The sequence below is a fragment of the Clostridium neonatale genome (genome assembly GCF_900465025.1).
Taxonomy (GTDB): domain Bacteria; phylum Bacillota; class Clostridia; order Clostridiales; family Clostridiaceae; genus Clostridium; species Clostridium neonatale.
Genome location: NZ_UICR01000001.1, coordinates 816,972 through 832,408, shown reverse-complemented (window position 1 = coordinate 832,408; position 15,437 = coordinate 816,972). Strand labels below are relative to the sequence as shown.

The window sequence follows — 15,437 nt, the reverse complement described above, 5'->3', positions numbered from 1 at the left end:
TGATGTTATCAAATGATAACATCATCTATAAAGTAAATGTCTTAATATATTCCCTATCTAATATATGTATTTTCTTGTCAACAATATTGATTACTTTTTCTTGTTTTAATTCATGAAGAATTCTATTTACACTGTTACGTGTTGAGATTCCACAAAACCCAGCAATCTCTTCATTCGTAATAGGAAATTCAATAACTATCTCTCCATTTTCTTCTTTTCCAAACTTGTCAATAAGGCTATATAAAAATGCACATATAGCACCCTTTTTACTGTTCATTATCATTATTTGTTCGTTAAAAATGGTCTCCATCAATTTATTTCTATAATACTCTTTTATGTATTCCTGAAGCTTATTATTATTATTAACGTACTTCCAGAATGTTACTCTTGGAATCTTATAAAAAACCGCTTCCTTTGATTCTATCCTCACATTAAATGGGGATGATGTATTTGCACTCACCTCATCTCTTAATAAGGAAATTATATCTGGAGCACATATATACGATATATTAAATTCTCTTCCATCTTTTAATATAACACTTGTTTTTACTACTCCTTCTTTTAAAACATATGTATACTGCTCATCTAAACCACAAAAAGTTAAATATGAATGATGCTTCTTCGTTATTGTAGCCGTGTTGTTTTTTTCTAAAAAGTCGAGTAAAAATTCTGAATTCATAGATCTCCCCCTTATATCTATCACTATTATTTTTATGCATATTAACTTTTATTCACATTATTTATTGTTAACAAATGATAACATCTCATGGTATATTATAATACATTTTTTTAATTTAAAATAATTGATGTCGAAAATAATATTAATTTTACAAGATGGAGGATGATATTTTATGAAAAAATTTATATTACCTTATGATTCAAAAACAGTGACTCTAAAATTAAATGATAATAATTTTGCTGGTCTTTTAGAATCAAAACAAAGCACATACAATTGTAAAGAAAGTGAAAATGACATTGTTGAAAAATCTTTAGACAATCCAATTGGAAGCTTATCATTAGAAGAACTTGCAAAGGGTAAAAAAGATATTGTAATAATAAGCAGCGATCATACAAGACCGGTTCCTTCTAAAATTATTACTCCTATTTTACTTAGAAGAATAAGAAGTGTATCTCCTAATGCACGTATAAGAATACTCGTAGCAACAGGATTTCACAGACCAAGCACTAGAGAAGAACTTATTGCAAAATATGGAGAGGATATTGTAAATAATGAAGAAATAGTAATGCACAAATCTAAAGATGATTCATCAATGAAAAAGATAGGTACACTACCAAGCGGCGGAGAATGCATAATAAATAAAATTGCAGCTGAAGCTGATCTTTTATTAGCTGAAGGTTTTATTGAATCTCACTTCTTTGCTGGATTTTCTGGTGGAAGAAAATCAGTACTCCCTGGTATAGCTTCATATAAAACAATAATGGCAAACCACTGTGGAGAATTTATTAATGATAAAAATTCACATACTGGTAACCTTTCTCATAACTTAATTCATGAAGATATGTTATATGCAGCCAAAACTGCAAAATTAGCTTTCATCGTAAATGTTGTACTTAATGGTGAACATAAAATCATAGGTTCATTTGCCGGTGATGTAGAAAAAGCTCATTTAGAGGGCTGTAATTTCGTAAATAACTTAGCTAAAGTAAATAAAATCAACTGTGATATAGCTATAGCAACTAATGGTGGTTATCCTCTTGATCAAAATATTTATCAAGCTGTAAAAGGCATGACTGCTGCAGAAGCAACATTAAACAAAGATGGTGTAATCATAATGGTTGCTGGCTGTCGTGACGGACACGGTGGACAAGCATTTTACGATAATATTGCCAACGTTAAAGATCCAAAAGAATTCTTAGATTCTGCTATCAATACACCAAGATTAAAAACTGTTCCAGAGCAATGGACTTCGCAAATTTTAGCTAGAATTTTAGTTAACCATAAGGTAATACTAGTCTCTGATTTAGTCGATCCTACATTAGTAACTGCTTTACACATGGAAAGTGCTAAAACAATAGATGAAGCTTTAAATAAGGCATTTAAGTTAAAGGGTAAAGATGCTAAGGTTTCAGTTATTCCTGATGGATTAAGTGTTATAGTACGAGGTAATAACTAATATGTTATCTATTGATGAAAAGCTAAAAAAATTAAAAAATCTTATTGCTTCATATGGTTCATGTGCTGTTGCTTTTTCAAGCGGAGTAGATAGTACATTTTTATCATATGTAGCAAAAGATGTACTTAGAAACAATGCTATTTTAATATCTGTTGAAGCGCAAACCCTCACTTCAAGAGATAAAGCTGATATGAATTCATATTCCAAAAACATAGGTCTTAAATTAATAAAAGTACCTTGCAATCAGCTTAAAATAGATAATTTTATTAAAAATCCACCTAAAAGATGTTACTATTGCAAGTATGCTTTATTTACTAAAATAAAGGAAATTGCAAAACAGAATGGGAAAGATATCGTAATTGATGGTACAAATGCAAGTGACTGCAGAGATTATCGTCCAGGTATGAAAGCTTTAGAGGAACTTGACATAAAGTCTCCTTTAAAAATATGCGGTCTTACTAAAGATGAAATAAGACAATGCTTAAAAAAATGGAACATAAAAGCTTCAGAAAAACCAAGTTCAGGATGTCTTGCCACTCGCATACCATATGGTGAAACCATTACTCAAGAAAAACTAGATATTATCCGCAAATGTGAGGATTATCTTTTAAATCTTGGTATAAAAAATATACGTGTAAGACTTGAAAATAAAAATGCCAGAATTGAAGTAATGCCAAATGAAAGATCATTTTTCTTTAATGAATCAATAATGGATAATATTTATGACACATTTAGGAGTTTTGGCTGTACTTATATATCACTTGATTTAAGAGGATATAGAACTGGCAGCTTAAATGAAATTTTAGATAAAGGAATGAATCAAAATGAGTGATGACGAATTTATAGATATAAACGTTGCTAAAGTTGATATTCAAAGAGATAAGCGGAATGGTTACCCGGAAGTTATATATGGCCAAGGTAAAACTGCTGATCAGATAATAAAAATATCCAAAGCTTTATTATCTAAAAATAAAACTGTACTTGCAACACGTGTTTCCAAAGAAAAAATGTCTAAAATATACAAAGAATTTCCAGATGCAGTTTATGATGGATGTGCCCGCTGCATGTCAATTAATAAAAAAAACATAAAAAAACCAGATGGCTATATAGCAATTGTAACCGCTGGTACTAGTGATATACCCGTTGCAAAAGAAGCAGAATTTTGTGCTGATGTATTAGGAAATAACGTAAAATCCATTTACGATGTTGGTGTTGCAGGAATCCATAGGCTATTCTCTTACTTAGATGTAATACGTAATGCAAAAGTAATAATAGTTATTGCAGGTATGGAGGGTGCTCTAGCAAGTGTAATCTGTGGCCTAGTTGATAAACCAGTAATTGCAGTTCCAACTAGTGTAGGCTATGGTACAAGCTTTAAAGGAATCACTGCCCTGCTTTCTATGCTAAACAGCTGTGCAAGCGGGCTCAGCGTTGTAAATATTGATAATGGCTTTGGTGCTGCTTATAACGCAAGTATGATTAATCATTTATAGGAGGAATTTATGTATACATTATATTTAGATACTTTCTCAGGAATAAGTGGCGATATGTTTATTGGCGCTTTGTTAGATTTAGGATTAGACTTTGATGTATTACAAACAGAATTAAAAAAATTAAACTTATCAGGTTATAAACTTTATTATGAAAAAAAAGCTAAGAATTCTGTTTTCGGCAGTGACTTCGATGTAATTTTGGAGGATGGTAAAAAAGACTGTGGCATTGAAGAATGCCACCCCCATCATAATGGAAGAAGTTTTTCAGATATTAAACAAATAATTGAAAATAGTAACTTGAGTGCTTTTGTAAAAGCTCATTCAATTGATGTATTTCATGAAATAGCAGAAGCTGAATCCATAGTTCACAATAAAAATATCGATGAAATTCATTTTCATGAAGTTGGTGCTATCGATTCAATTATTGATATAGTAGGCTCTTTCGTAGGTTTGGAGAAGCTCAATATTACTGAAATAATCTCTTCTCCTCTCACTGATGGATGCGGACATATAAATATAGCTCATGGCGAAATGCCAGTTCCAGTACCTGCTGTAATGCAGATGCGAGTAAATTCTTCTATTCCAATTCATCAGCGCTTAGATATAAATACAGAGCTCATTACTCCAACTGGTCTTGGAATTATAAAAAATATAGTTTCAAATTTTTCTTCAATACCAGATGATATGAATATTTTAAAAATTGGCTATGGTTTTGGCAAAAGAGATACTGGATGTTTTAATGCCTTAAGAATGCTTCTGCTAAAAAAAAACTCAATAAAAATAAAGTAAACGAAGATGAGATAATGGAACTTGAAGCCAATATTGATGACCAAAGTAGCGAACAAATAAGCTATGCTATGAATTTACTCATCAATATGGGTGCAAAAGACGTATTTCTTACTCCAATAATGATGAAAAAAAGCAGAATGGCCTCTAAACTCACCGTATTGATTGATCCAAAGCAAAAAGATAAATTCATTGAAGCTATTTTCAGCCATACTGCAACATTAGGAATACGCTATTCAATTAAACAAAGGACTATTATGAGTCGTAAAACGTTAAAAATAAAAACAATCTATGGGACTGTGAGGGTAAAAGCCGCCTCTTACAAAGATATAAATCATTATGATATCGAATATGAAGATTGTGCCAAGCTCGCCCAATCACTTAATATTCCCATAGAAAATATATACTTTGAAACAGAAAAAATATGTAAAGACAATTAAAGGAGGCCTAAAAGTATGTTTCAACATTTAACTGCTGAATTTCTAAGCACCGCATTAATGATAATTTTTGGTGTTGGAGTTCATTGTGATGAAGTATTAAAAAATACAAAATATAGAGGAAGTGGACATATATTTGCAATAACAACATGGGGATTTGGTATAACAATAGCATTATTTATGTTTGATGGTGTATGCATGAATCCAGCAATGGTTCTTGCCCAATGTATTTTAGGAATGATACCTTGGTCATGCTTTGTACCATATAGTCTAGCAGAGCTTTTAGGTGCATTTGTGGCCTCATTAATTATTTATATTATGTATGCTGATCAATTTAAAGCAAGTGAAAATGAAGTTGATCCTATAGCAGTAAGAAATATTTTCTCCACAAACCCAATAATCCGTAATTTACCAAGAAACTTTTTCGTCGAATTGTTTGCTACATTCATTTTTATAAGTGCAACTCTTATGATCGCTACAAAATATAAAAGCATGCTTCCAATAGGAGTAGGTCTTTTAGTATGGGCAATAGGTATGGGCCTTGGCGGACCTACAGGATTTGCTATGAACCAAGCAAGAGACTTAGGACCAAGACTTGCCTTTCAAGTACTTCCTATAAAAAATAAAGCCAACAATGACTGGCAATATGGTTTACTAATACCAGGTCTTGCTCCATTTGTAGGTGCTGCTGTTTCTGCTATGTTTGTACATTTATATTTCGGAATTTAACCTAAGGGGGTACGGACAAAGTCTTGGACTGGTTATACAACCAACCCAAGACTTTGTCGTGCCCCTAGGATTCATATTTTCTAATGATACTTTAGAACATTTCATTCTTCAGGCGCCCAAATAATCCTTCACACGCAGAATTATCTGGGAAACCTCCCTTTTTTGACATAGATCTCGTTAAGCTTGACTTATTTATTCTTTTAATCCAACTAGACCAACAATAATGACAGCCCCCGTCAGATTTGCAGCTATTTCTACACTTACATTATCTGCAATTTAACCACGGCATCTTCCCCCCATAATATTTATTTGAAATATAAATCTGAACTACATTATCAAGAGCTGCTAATCTTTTAAAAGCTTTTTTACTTGAAGCTTCTGCTTCCTCTCTAGTCACTGCAAAAGAACAAGATTCTCCCATACACTTTTCCACATTAAGTTTGCTGCATCTATTACCTCTAGCGTTTGCTATACAAAAATTATTTCTTTCCATAATATTAATCCCTCTCCATCCTCGCCTTCACGGCTTTTATTAACCATGATCTTTGTTAAAATTGTTGTTATAGCTGCAAAACATTGATTTTACTAGCTTTGCACAATCTTTCTCTTACAAAAGTCTTTTTTCCCTATATAGTATAAATATAGTTTATATACACGTATGCTCAATATTATTTACATTATATATTGACTACTATGATATATTTAGTTAGTTAGAAAGAATCTCTGCAAACTCACATAAATTCAGGATTTAAATTTTATTTTTAAACGAACCATGCTTCTAACTAAATTTCAATGCTTATAACTAAATATTAACTAAATCCATAACCAAATTTCACCAAAATAACTAAATCGCTAACTAAAATCCGAACTAAGTCAATAAGTAAAATGTAGAGTTTATTCATAATAAAAATTAAAACTATATTAACAACTAAAATTATATTCTCTTAAATATCCTCACATTTCCATATAATTTATTCCACTTTGTCTTTGGTTCTTGAATCCATCCTGGAATTCTTTTAAGCATTTTCGTTATTTCAAATGATTTAAACCTTTCTAAATCCGCCTTATTTTTGCCGAATACTTCACACCATATTTCTATTACTGATACAGTTTCTCTTTTAACTCTGCCTTTTGGAATTAGTGAATTTTCATTACAATAATCATTAATATATTCTCTTCGTTTATAAGTATCAAAGTTATCCCAGCCTTCTGGAAGCAGCATTTCAAGGTAAGCTTCAATAACTCCCTGCCTCTCATCAAATTCCATAGCTTCATTTTGAAGATCATTTGCCCGTGCTTCAAGTTCACGTGACAGTTGTAAATCTTCTTTTGATTCATAGTACGCCTTTGCTTCAGCCCATATCTGCATTACTTCATTACTACTCATATCCCATGCTTTTTTATTAGCACCATATACTTTTAGAGGCCAAAATCTACGATTTCCTGTTGTGTCCCTTAAGTATCCTCTATCTTCATTTGTAGTTCCTATAAAAATACATTGCCGAGGATGAGGCGTTGCTCTTCTTCCAAAGCTTGCCCTATATATGTCATTTTGACTTGATAAAAAATTCTTTAAAATATTTTCTTCAACTTTACTCATTCCAGCAAGTTCACCTATCTCAAGTATCCAATATCCCTGAAGCTTTTCTGCTGCTGTTTTATCCTTTGTATCTGAAAGTCTTAAAGAATCATTAAACCATTCTCCTCCAAGTTTTCTTATTATTGTGCTCTTTCCTATTCCAGGAGGACCATTTAAAACTAACATCCAGTCAAATTTAATTCCTGGGTTCATAACTCTTGCAACGGCTGCAATAAATACTTTTCTTGTAACTGCTCTTGTATATTCTTCATCATCTGCATTAAAGTAATCTATAAATAAAGTTTCAAGCCTTTTTACACCATCCCATTTTGGAAGATCACTTAAAAACTCCCTTATTGGATGATATGAACGATCATCCGTGACTTTCTTTACTGCAATATCATAATTTCTTGCTGAAAAACTTCCATAAGTAGAGTCAATATATGAAATAAGCTGTGCATCATCTGCATCTCTCCAAAACCTGGATGGATGTTTCCAAGGAACAGTTTCCTTAATCTCCATCCCATCACTTAACTGGTTGAAAGCTATTGATTTTAAGGACGAATCATTTTCTAAAATAGTAATTAGATTTCTTAATGTATTTGTTACATCTCCTCTTTTATTTAATATAAGCTGCGTTTTCCATTCTTCATTATCCGTCTCTGAATCTGCTTCATTATTAGATCCTAAATATCCTTTATTATGAAGCTCTAAATTTTCTTTATCAAACTTAGAACTCTTTTCTTTATTAACTTCTAAATATTCTTCATTCTTAAACTCTGAGGCTGCTTCCTTTTTCTTCTGCTCCAAAAGTTGTAATTTTACCTTATCATCATTTAAAACATATTCCTGCATTGCTTTAAATGATGGCTTCTTTGAATCTTCCACATCATCACTTTTTTTCTCATCAAGGTGTCCAAATTTATGAATTCTAACTAAATCAAATGCATTACACAGTTTATTACATGCTAGATCTGTAGCATGATGTGAATATGCAAACTTATCTTCATATATAAGCACACCTGCTGCTGAATCTGCTGGAATGTAATCATATCTTCCATTAATAGTGCTTTCCTTATACATGTCATTTAGAAACTTTTCTATTGCCTGGGTAATAGAATATTGCCTACAAAATGCTCCTATAAGTCCTTCTTTTTCTAAAGGGTCTGCTTGTCTTGAAATATTATGTCTTACAATACTTTTCTGCCTTGAAGATACAGGCCATTCACTACTGTTTTTCCAATCCTTATATCTTGAAAGTATCTTATCTGGATCTAAAAGCTTCCCTTCTTGATTTTCAAAAATGAACTCTCCATCCTTTGAGGTTGAAGGCCAGTACATTAACCTTGTTGGCTCATATGTGGTATCATCAAACTGCTCTATTCCAATATCAAATGCCACCATTCTTGAAACTGCACAATATTCATCAGCACTAATCTTTCTTGCTAATGGTATTATTAATCTAAGACGTGTTTTTTCTTTTGTATGTTTATGTGTTGAATATATGCAGCATGTAAAATCATAAAATAAAGTTATCTGCTCCCATAGCCCAGCATCTGCATAATCCATATCGAGGGTTAACATGGTTCTATACTCAACATATCCGTTCTTTCGTTTACCTTCTTTAAGCTTTCCAGAAACAAAGCCACCAACATCTTTGATTTCATCCTGCTTTGCTTTTGAAAGATTTTTAAATTCTTTTACAGTTTCACCTGTCCTTTTTGTGTTTTTAACTTTATCTAAAAACTCATTCCAGGAAATATCTATGGCTTTCCATTTCTTAGCTGTTCTACTATTAGCAATGCTTATTATCATTTATTTATCACACTCCATGTTTTCTTAATTACTACGCACTCAATAATTTCTACTATTTCATCATCTGCAAATTTCAGTTTCCTATTATCTTAATTACTAGCAAATGTGCTGACACTTATCATAAGTCTTAAACCTATTATTCCCAAATAATTCTTCATTGCTAACTATAACCTGCACCATTCCTTTAATCTTTTTTATAATAACTACACTCATAACCATCTGCCTTTAAAAATAACCCTTCTGCCCACTCTGGAGCAATAGACATGATTTCACACACTTCCTCCAATGAATTTCTATTTATATGTGCTTCAATTACCACTTCATCATGAATATGCATGACAATTTCATATCCAGCTTCATGCAGTCTTAACATTGCTTCTGCAAGTAAATCTCTTGAAGCAGCCTGAACAATATTTTCAACTAATTTAGGTCCATAAGTTTCAATTCTTATCCATTTCTTACTTTCACCTATTCCTTCATAAGTTAGCCCTTCCCTGTCAAATTTATTAATTTGTAATCTTGGCTTCATATAAGATAGTTTTCTCCCTGATGGAAGTGTTATAAATAATATTCCACCACAATATGTGAACTCAATTTTTCCTACTTTTACTGTAGTTCTTTCTTTTACTGCCGTAATTGCTGCTTTATCTATATTCCACCAAAACTTTGTTATATTTTGATTTGCATTTCTCCATGCTGTAACTAATGGTTGTAGTTCTTCCTCTTTAAGTCCCATTTCAAGTGCCCCCATAGCTGTTAAAGCACCGATGCTCCCCCCATAACCTAATGCAAGTTCTGCTATTTTCCCCTTTTGTCTTAGGTCTGAAGATTTTTTTATGCCTTCTATTGGCACATTAAACATAGCACTTGCTGAAGCTTCATATATTTTTCCATGAGTTTTGAACACATCTACTCTCCACTTTTCACCTGCAAGATATGCTAAAACTCTTGCTTCAATAGCAGAAAAATCTGCTGCTATGAATTTAAAGCCAGTTTTAGGTATAAAAGCAGTCCTTATAAGCTCTGATAAAACATTTGGTGTGCTTTCATAAAACATTTCTAATTCTTCAAAGGCCCCATTCTTCACAATATTTCTTGCCACTTCCAAATCTTTAATATGGTTTTGAGGAAGATTCTGAACCTGCACTAATCTGCCTGCCCATCTTCCAGTACGATTTGCTCCATAAAACTTAAGCAGTCCATGAACTCTTCCATCAGAGCATACTGACCTTTCTATTGCTTCATATTTTTTTACTGAAGTTTTAGACATAAGAAGCCTTAATTTTAAAACCGCCTCTATCTCTCCATCACATTTTTCTGCCAGTTTTGATACTGATTTTTTTGAAAGGCTTTTAATATTTATACCTCTATGTGCAAGCCATTCTTTAAGCTGTGGTACTGAATTTGGATTTTCAAGTCCTGTAATTTCATAAGCTCTTTTGGTAGCTGCACCTATAAAATCTTTATCACATTTTATAGCTCTTTTTACCAAATTCATATCTACTAAAATTCCTCTATCATTTATGATTTGATCCAGCCTATATATTTCCACTTCCTTTTCACTTATTGGATAATTTTTAAGTTTATTTCTTATTTCAGTTTCTGCTTCAACATCCCTAACGCAATAGTTCTTAAATATATTCCATTTTTCTAAATCATGTACTGGCAGGTTTCTTATTCTGTTCCCATTAACATTTGTTGGCTTGCATGGACAGCAGAAATACTTTATAAGCTCTTTTCCTTCTTTCATTTTCTTATTATTAAGTCCAAGAACTTCTGAAACGCCTTCAAGACTAGGTGGAAGTGCTAACATTGAAGCTTGAGCTGCAGTGCAGCACCATGAATCTGACTTTAAATTGCTATTAAAATATTTGCTTAAGCATATTCTTTCAAAATTAGCATTAAAAGCTGTCTTTATAACATCATCACTTAATACAGCTTCTTTAACTTCTTCTGGCATGACTTCACCTGATGCTAAATCAATGATTTTTACTTCATCTTCATCAAAACAGTATGCCACAAGTAATATTTCAAAATTAGGACTATCTACATATGCATAAACTCCACATTTAACTAAGTCTATGTCAGAGTAAGTTTCTAAATCTAAGGATAATGTCTTTTCCATATGATTCCTCCAAAACTTTAAAACAATGAACAAATGCAATAATATATTTAAAAGCTGTAAGCTTTTTTTACTTCATTGCACTCTTTGTACCCACAAGGGGCATCAATTGTTCATTGTTCATTATCCATTGATTTTCTTTAACCAAAAAAATAATCTTCTTCTTCATTTATAAAATCATCAGCTGCACTTGAACGACTACTTAAAGGCTCTCCATCTCTTATTTTTTGAATATTTCCAAGGCCACAGGCTATCCCTTTATTTCCATCGCTGTTAAATGCATAAAAATTGATTGATACCTTTCCATAACACCCTGAATATACTTCACTTTGATCCAAAATAGGATTAACACTCTTGTCCACAATCTGTGGTCTTTCATTGCTGTTTGCATTTACAAAATAGCTGTCTTTATATGCCTCCTCGTCAGGTTTTTCTATATCTCCATCTTTTAATGGATGTTTTAAATTAGCTGGTATTTTCCCATCAAACTTTGACTTACCTTCCTGTTTTGCAGATTTAACTGCATCCTTAATTTCTTGAATTGTTTTTTTATCACTCTTTGGTATTATCAAAGAAACACTGTACTTTTCATCACTCCCATTTATTGATTTTGGTTCCCATACATTTGCATAGCTTAGCCTGACTACTCCTGTAATCACCTTTGTTTTATTAGTTGCCATTTATAATTCCTCCTTAAATTCTACCTTGGCGGTATTTGATATATAATTATCAATTGACAATTTACAATGTACAATTAAGGAAAAAAATCTCCAACTTTTAATTGTATTATTGCATTGTTATGGCATTAGCCATAACATTCGCCTTAAGCGAATTATATTTTCCCTAGCAAATGTAGATGCAATACTATAATCTTAGAAAAACTGAAAGTTTTTCATCCTTCATTGTCAATTGCACTCTGTGTACCCATAAAGGGCATCAATTATTCATTGATAATTGTTAAAGATCCTCTGCATCTTTAAGCAAATCTTTGTAGCATGATGCCTCTAAATCTGTAAGTTTATGTGCACCATACTTTTCTATTAAAGCTTTAACTTCTTTTTTCATTCCATCTTGTGATTTTGATACAAGAACTGCTCTCACATCTTCTATTGATATAGATTTTTCTTTTGTTTTCTTTTGCTCATATTTTGTTTTTGAATCTGCGCTTTCTTCCTTAGCAGACTCTGCAAATGATTCTAAATCATCGGCTAAGCATCTTAAATCCTTAACAATTTTGAGTACTGCATCTTTCATTACCCGATTTGCTCCCTCCAATATTTAATAAACCTGATATTTTATCCACCACATCATTTGGGTTATCTTTAGTTTCTTTTATATCAGTTGATACTGCTTTTTCTGTACTTATGGTAATTTTTATTGTTGCCATTATTCTCACCCCACTTACAATTCTCAATTTTCATTTCTCAATGATCAATGAAGGAAAAAAGCTTACAGCTTTTTAATTGTATTATTGCATTGTTATGGCATTAGCCATAACATTCGCTGGCATATAGTGCTTAGTGAAGGATGAACTTAGCAATATAGCCAAAGACAGTGAATTATATTTGCATACAGAGGAGCTTAGAGTTATAGCCCATATTCCGTAGTAATATGTTCCCTGGCAAATATAAAATCTGGGCTCTTGCTTAAATTCTAGTTTTTGCGACATCTCCTTCCTTACAAATATAGATGCAGTACTATATTTTAGAAAAACTGAAAGTTTTTCATCCTCCATTGAAAATTGATCATTGATAATTTAAAATTGATAAATTTCCATACACTATAAGGTCACTAGAGCCCCCAAACCGAACCCCCTAACTTAAAACTTTTTTTAATTTCTTATAAATCTTATTTAATCTATTTCTAATTGCAGCTTCAGTAACACCTTCCTGTGCTGCTATATCAACAAGCTTCATATTTTTATAAAATACCTTTTCTATTAAATCCTGCTGACTTGGAAGCAAATTTTTAATTGCATTTTTCACTTCGTCTGTTGTTTCTGCTTCTTCCACTTTAACTTCTATATCATCATTAATATCTTTAAATTGAAATCCTGCCTCTTCCATACTATTTATTGAATTATGTCTTCTGCTTTCTTTCTGATTGTTGTTATATATGGTTCTTTCAATTTCTATAGATATATTAGCAATATCTTCATTTACCTCTATTTCTAGTTTTTCTCCTGTTATAAATTCATACATAATATTCATTTTTATATTGGCCCCTTTCTTTCGGGCCGTAAGTAAAACTAGAAATAAGGTATTTTTAGGCATAACAAATAAACTCCAAACAAAAATGGCCTAGAGTAAAAACTATTTCTAGCTTTACTCCGGCCATTTGGTATCTCATTTTTATTTATGGATCACTTGCTCGGTAGTTATTATTTTATTATTATCTAGTTATTATTTGATTTTAACATTTCTTAAAAATTTATTAATCATCAAACTCATCTTTAAATGTGAATAATTAGCTTATCTACAGTAATTTATTTTTACTATTTTACGACAATGAGGACACTTCAGCTCTATTATCACCTTACCTTTAGTTGCTTTGATTACATCCATAGCTCTTTTGCTACAGTTTGGACATTTTAATTGTATACCAATTTTCTCATCCTCCCCCTCTTTGCAAATGCATTATATATTATGACTTTTTTATTCTTTAGGAAATTATATTGCTGTACAATCTGTGGATAGTTTGTACTAGATAATATTGTAATAACTTAGTGTATCGTGCCTAAAGAATAAAAAATAAATTATATGCACCTGGCCTTTTCCTCGGCAAGCTTGGAAAATCCAGAATGCGCTGAAAAAATCGACGGCTTAAAAGATTACCTTTAATAAAAGGTATTGCATTCCATTGGATTTGTATTTTATAGAAGACGAGATCATAGTCGCCTTGGAGATTTTTTTATTGTCTTCAAATATAATCATTCCAAGATATATGCTATAATGCTGTCTTTTTCATTCTTTCTCAATACAGCGCCACCATTTTATTTTATTTAAAAATTTGAAATACACATATAAAACGCTGCTACTTCATCTAATTTCGCTCTTTTTTGAAATTATCAATGATTTTATTGCCGTTTTAACTTAGTTTATATCAAATTTTGTTTACTTATAAGTTAAGCTGTTTATTACATAATATCCCATATATTGCAAAAAGTACAGGATATTTGTTCGACTAAATTCTGTACTTTTCATAGCTAATTGTCGTATCTTAGATTCTTAACAAGACATATAGGATTTGAGCAATATTCTGATAATCACTTCCTGTGGGATAGTTTTTATGCTTTTAAAGAAAATAACGCCTTGAAATAACAGTCCACAGACTGTCACTCTTAGCGTTGTGATTACTCATTATCTCTGTTATTTTTAATTATTAGGCTTAAGAGGACCATAAAAATACGATGCTGTTGCTCCACCATCAATCAGAAAATCCGAACCTGTGATAAATGCTCCCTGGGGACTCATTAGAAGCTCCGCAACGTTTGCAACTTCATCCGCCGTACCTGGACGTCCAGCTGGACATTTTGCAAACATATTTTTGTAGAAATCTCCTCTAGGGCCGTTAAATTCGTCAATGGCAAGGGGCGTAACAATAATTCCAGGCGAGATTGCATTAATTCTCGCTCCCCTTGCTCCCCACTTGACCGATTCAGCCATAACACGTTTTTCATTGCAGCGTTTCGCCATTTGATAAGCGTGAAGCGTATCCTTGATGTTTTCTGGCTGCAAAATTTCAAGAGAAAGAAGCTCTTCTGTTGGTGTAGTTGCAAGCCTCTCATCTGCTTCTGGGCTAAGTGCAGCCATTCTGTGACCAGATTGACTAGAAATAGTTACACCAACTCCTCCATGGGCTATAACTTTTCCGACTTCTTCAAGCAGAACCGCTGTACCATACAAATCAACCTTTAAAATTGCTTCAATCGGTGCCTGACTTGGGGAAACTCCTGCCGCATTTACAAGCATGGAAATCTCACCATATTCCTGTGCTTTTGCAATCAAATTCAAAATAGATTCTCTTGAGGATAAGTCCATTTCAAAAGCTTCAGTATCAAAGCCTGCATCATTCATAATTTTTGATATATCCTGTGCGTTCTCAATCCTTTTATCGCCAATTACAATTTTCTTTCCAAAGCCAATTCTTCTAGCAATAGCCATTCCAATTTGTCCAGCTCCGGTCAAAATCATTACATCTTTGTTCATAATTGTTTACTCCTCGTATAATAATTTTAAGTTAAACATTAAGTTTTAACTTCTCTTATATTATTTTGTCTGTTTCCACAGCTATTTAGTATCTTTCAATTTTGTAGTTAAGTTTGTTAAGAGTTTCATATAT

Annotated in this window: 14 protein-coding genes and 2 pseudogenes; 6 read left to right on the top strand and 10 right to left on the bottom strand. The window is 32.2% G+C overall.

Annotated elements, in window-relative coordinates:
* Positions 1 to 25: 25 nt before the first annotated feature.
* On the bottom strand, positions 26 to 679 hold the full coding sequence (locus tag CNEONATNEC86_RS03900; protein ID WP_125149399.1) for a Crp/Fnr family transcriptional regulator: 654 nt from the start codon (positions 677 to 679) through the stop codon (positions 26 to 28).
* A 172-nt stretch (positions 680 to 851) separates the two neighbouring features.
* Here CNEONATNEC86_RS03900 and larA point away from each other — a divergent pair, with 172 nt between their 5' ends.
* From larA to larD, 6 genes and pseudogenes are all read left to right on the top strand, one after another.
* Positions 852 to 2,135 (top strand): nickel-dependent lactate racemase, encoded by a 1,284-nt coding sequence (gene larA / locus CNEONATNEC86_RS03895; RefSeq protein ID WP_058293941.1) that lies wholly within the window; start codon positions 852 to 854, stop codon positions 2,133 to 2,135.
* A 1-nt stretch (position 2,136) separates the two neighbouring features.
* The gene (gene larE / locus CNEONATNEC86_RS03890; RefSeq protein WP_058293940.1) at positions 2,137 to 2,967 is read left to right on the top strand and encodes an ATP-dependent sacrificial sulfur transferase LarE; all 831 of its coding nucleotides are present in this window, start codon (positions 2,137 to 2,139) and stop codon (positions 2,965 to 2,967) included.
* A pseudogene (gene larB / locus CNEONATNEC86_RS03885) lies at positions 2,960 to 3,628 on the top strand (nickel pincer cofactor biosynthesis protein LarB); the annotation flags it as partial. The gene larE and the pseudogene larB, both read left to right, overlap by 8 nt.
* Before the next feature lie 9 nt (positions 3,629 to 3,637).
* A complete protein-coding gene (gene larC, locus CNEONATNEC86_RS21730) occupies positions 3,638 to 4,417 on the top strand; it encodes a nickel pincer cofactor biosynthesis protein LarC (RefSeq protein ID WP_058293939.1) in 780 nt (259 codons plus the stop codon).
* A 14-nt stretch (positions 4,418 to 4,431) separates the two neighbouring features.
* Positions 4,432 to 4,854: a nickel pincer cofactor biosynthesis protein LarC2 gene (gene larC2, locus CNEONATNEC86_RS21725; protein WP_058293938.1), complete on the top strand. Its 423-nt coding sequence runs from the start codon at positions 4,432 to 4,434 to the stop codon at positions 4,852 to 4,854.
* A 15-nt stretch (positions 4,855 to 4,869) separates the two neighbouring features.
* Positions 4,870 to 5,580 carry a D/L-lactic acid transporter LarD gene (larD, locus tag CNEONATNEC86_RS03870; protein ID WP_159135560.1) on the top strand — a complete coding sequence of 237 codons (711 nt, stop codon included), beginning with the start codon at positions 4,870 to 4,872 and terminating at the stop codon, positions 5,578 to 5,580.
* Positions 5,581 to 5,674: 94 nt separating this feature from the next.
* Here the strand turns inward: larD and CNEONATNEC86_RS21175 are convergent.
* The 9 genes and pseudogenes from CNEONATNEC86_RS21175 to CNEONATNEC86_RS03830 all read right to left on the bottom strand — a co-directional run.
* Positions 5,675 to 5,821: pseudogene (locus tag CNEONATNEC86_RS21175) on the bottom strand (IS3 family transposase); the annotation flags it as partial.
* Positions 5,822 to 5,845: 24 nt separating this feature from the next.
* Positions 5,846 to 6,073 carry a hypothetical protein gene (locus CNEONATNEC86_RS03865; RefSeq protein WP_058293936.1) on the bottom strand — a complete coding sequence of 76 codons (228 nt, stop codon included), beginning with the start codon at positions 6,071 to 6,073 and terminating at the stop codon, positions 5,846 to 5,848.
* 441 nt (positions 6,074 to 6,514) lie between these two features.
* Positions 6,515 to 8,974 (bottom strand): virulence-associated E family protein, encoded by a 2,460-nt coding sequence (locus tag CNEONATNEC86_RS03860; RefSeq protein WP_159135559.1) that lies wholly within the window; start codon positions 8,972 to 8,974, stop codon positions 6,515 to 6,517.
* 184 nt (positions 8,975 to 9,158) lie between these two features.
* A complete protein-coding gene (locus CNEONATNEC86_RS03855; RefSeq protein WP_125149402.1) occupies positions 9,159 to 11,099 on the bottom strand; it encodes a DNA polymerase in 1,941 nt (646 codons plus the stop codon).
* Positions 11,100 to 11,236: 137 nt separating this feature from the next.
* The gene (locus CNEONATNEC86_RS03850; RefSeq protein ID WP_159115642.1) at positions 11,237 to 11,776 is read right to left on the bottom strand and encodes a DUF2815 family protein; all 540 of its coding nucleotides are present in this window, start codon (positions 11,774 to 11,776) and stop codon (positions 11,237 to 11,239) included.
* A 277-nt stretch (positions 11,777 to 12,053) separates the two neighbouring features.
* Positions 12,054 to 12,350 (bottom strand): rRNA biogenesis protein rrp5, encoded by a 297-nt coding sequence (locus tag CNEONATNEC86_RS03845; RefSeq protein WP_159115641.1) that lies wholly within the window; start codon positions 12,348 to 12,350, stop codon positions 12,054 to 12,056.
* The gene (locus tag CNEONATNEC86_RS03840; RefSeq protein WP_159115640.1) at positions 12,322 to 12,483 is read right to left on the bottom strand and encodes a hypothetical protein; all 162 of its coding nucleotides are present in this window, start codon (positions 12,481 to 12,483) and stop codon (positions 12,322 to 12,324) included. The genes CNEONATNEC86_RS03845 and CNEONATNEC86_RS03840 overlap by 29 nt, the downstream gene beginning before the upstream one ends.
* A gap of 427 nt (positions 12,484 to 12,910) precedes the next feature.
* Positions 12,911 to 13,306: an RNA polymerase sigma factor gene (locus CNEONATNEC86_RS03835; RefSeq protein ID WP_159115639.1), complete on the bottom strand. Its 396-nt coding sequence runs from the start codon at positions 13,304 to 13,306 to the stop codon at positions 12,911 to 12,913.
* Between the two features lie 1,164 nt (positions 13,307 to 14,470).
* Positions 14,471 to 15,304 (bottom strand): SDR family oxidoreductase, encoded by an 834-nt coding sequence (locus tag CNEONATNEC86_RS03830; RefSeq protein ID WP_159115638.1) that lies wholly within the window; start codon positions 15,302 to 15,304, stop codon positions 14,471 to 14,473.
* Positions 15,305 to 15,437 lie beyond the last annotated feature (133 nt).

Excerpts from the sequence above, each read along its gene's own strand:
- CNEONATNEC86_RS03850 (WP_159115642.1), bottom strand. The coding sequence starts at position 11,776 with ATGGCAACTAATAAAACAAAGGTGATTACAGGAGTAGTCAGGCTAAGC.
- CNEONATNEC86_RS03860 (WP_159135559.1), bottom strand. The coding sequence starts at position 8,974 with ATGATAATAAGCATTGCTAATAGTAGAACAGCTAAGAAATGGAAAGCC.
- CNEONATNEC86_RS03865 (WP_058293936.1), bottom strand. The coding sequence starts at position 6,073 with ATGGAAAGAAATAATTTTTGTATAGCAAACGCTAGAGGTAATAGATGC.
- CNEONATNEC86_RS03855 (WP_125149402.1), bottom strand. The coding sequence starts at position 11,099 with ATGGAAAAGACATTATCCTTAGATTTAGAAACTTACTCTGACATAGAC.
- CNEONATNEC86_RS03845 (WP_159115641.1), bottom strand. The coding sequence starts at position 12,350 with ATGAAAGATGCAGTACTCAAAATTGTTAAGGATTTAAGATGCTTAGCC.
- larC (WP_058293939.1), top strand. The coding sequence starts at position 3,638 with ATGTATACATTATATTTAGATACTTTCTCAGGAATAAGTGGCGATATG.
- larE (WP_058293940.1), top strand. The coding sequence starts at position 2,137 with ATGTTATCTATTGATGAAAAGCTAAAAAAATTAAAAAATCTTATTGCT.
- CNEONATNEC86_RS03840 (WP_159115640.1), bottom strand. The coding sequence starts at position 12,483 with ATGGCAACAATAAAAATTACCATAAGTACAGAAAAAGCAGTATCAACT.
- CNEONATNEC86_RS03835 (WP_159115639.1), bottom strand. The coding sequence starts at position 13,306 with ATGAATATTATGTATGAATTTATAACAGGAGAAAAACTAGAAATAGAG.
- CNEONATNEC86_RS03830 (WP_159115638.1), bottom strand. The coding sequence starts at position 15,304 with ATGAACAAAGATGTAATGATTTTGACCGGAGCTGGACAAATTGGAATG.
- larD (WP_159135560.1), top strand. The coding sequence starts at position 4,870 with ATGTTTCAACATTTAACTGCTGAATTTCTAAGCACCGCATTAATGATA.
- larA (WP_058293941.1), top strand. The coding sequence starts at position 852 with ATGAAAAAATTTATATTACCTTATGATTCAAAAACAGTGACTCTAAAA.
- larC2 (WP_058293938.1), top strand. The coding sequence starts at position 4,432 with ATGGAACTTGAAGCCAATATTGATGACCAAAGTAGCGAACAAATAAGC.
- CNEONATNEC86_RS03900 (WP_125149399.1), bottom strand. The coding sequence starts at position 679 with ATGAATTCAGAATTTTTACTCGACTTTTTAGAAAAAAACAACACGGCT.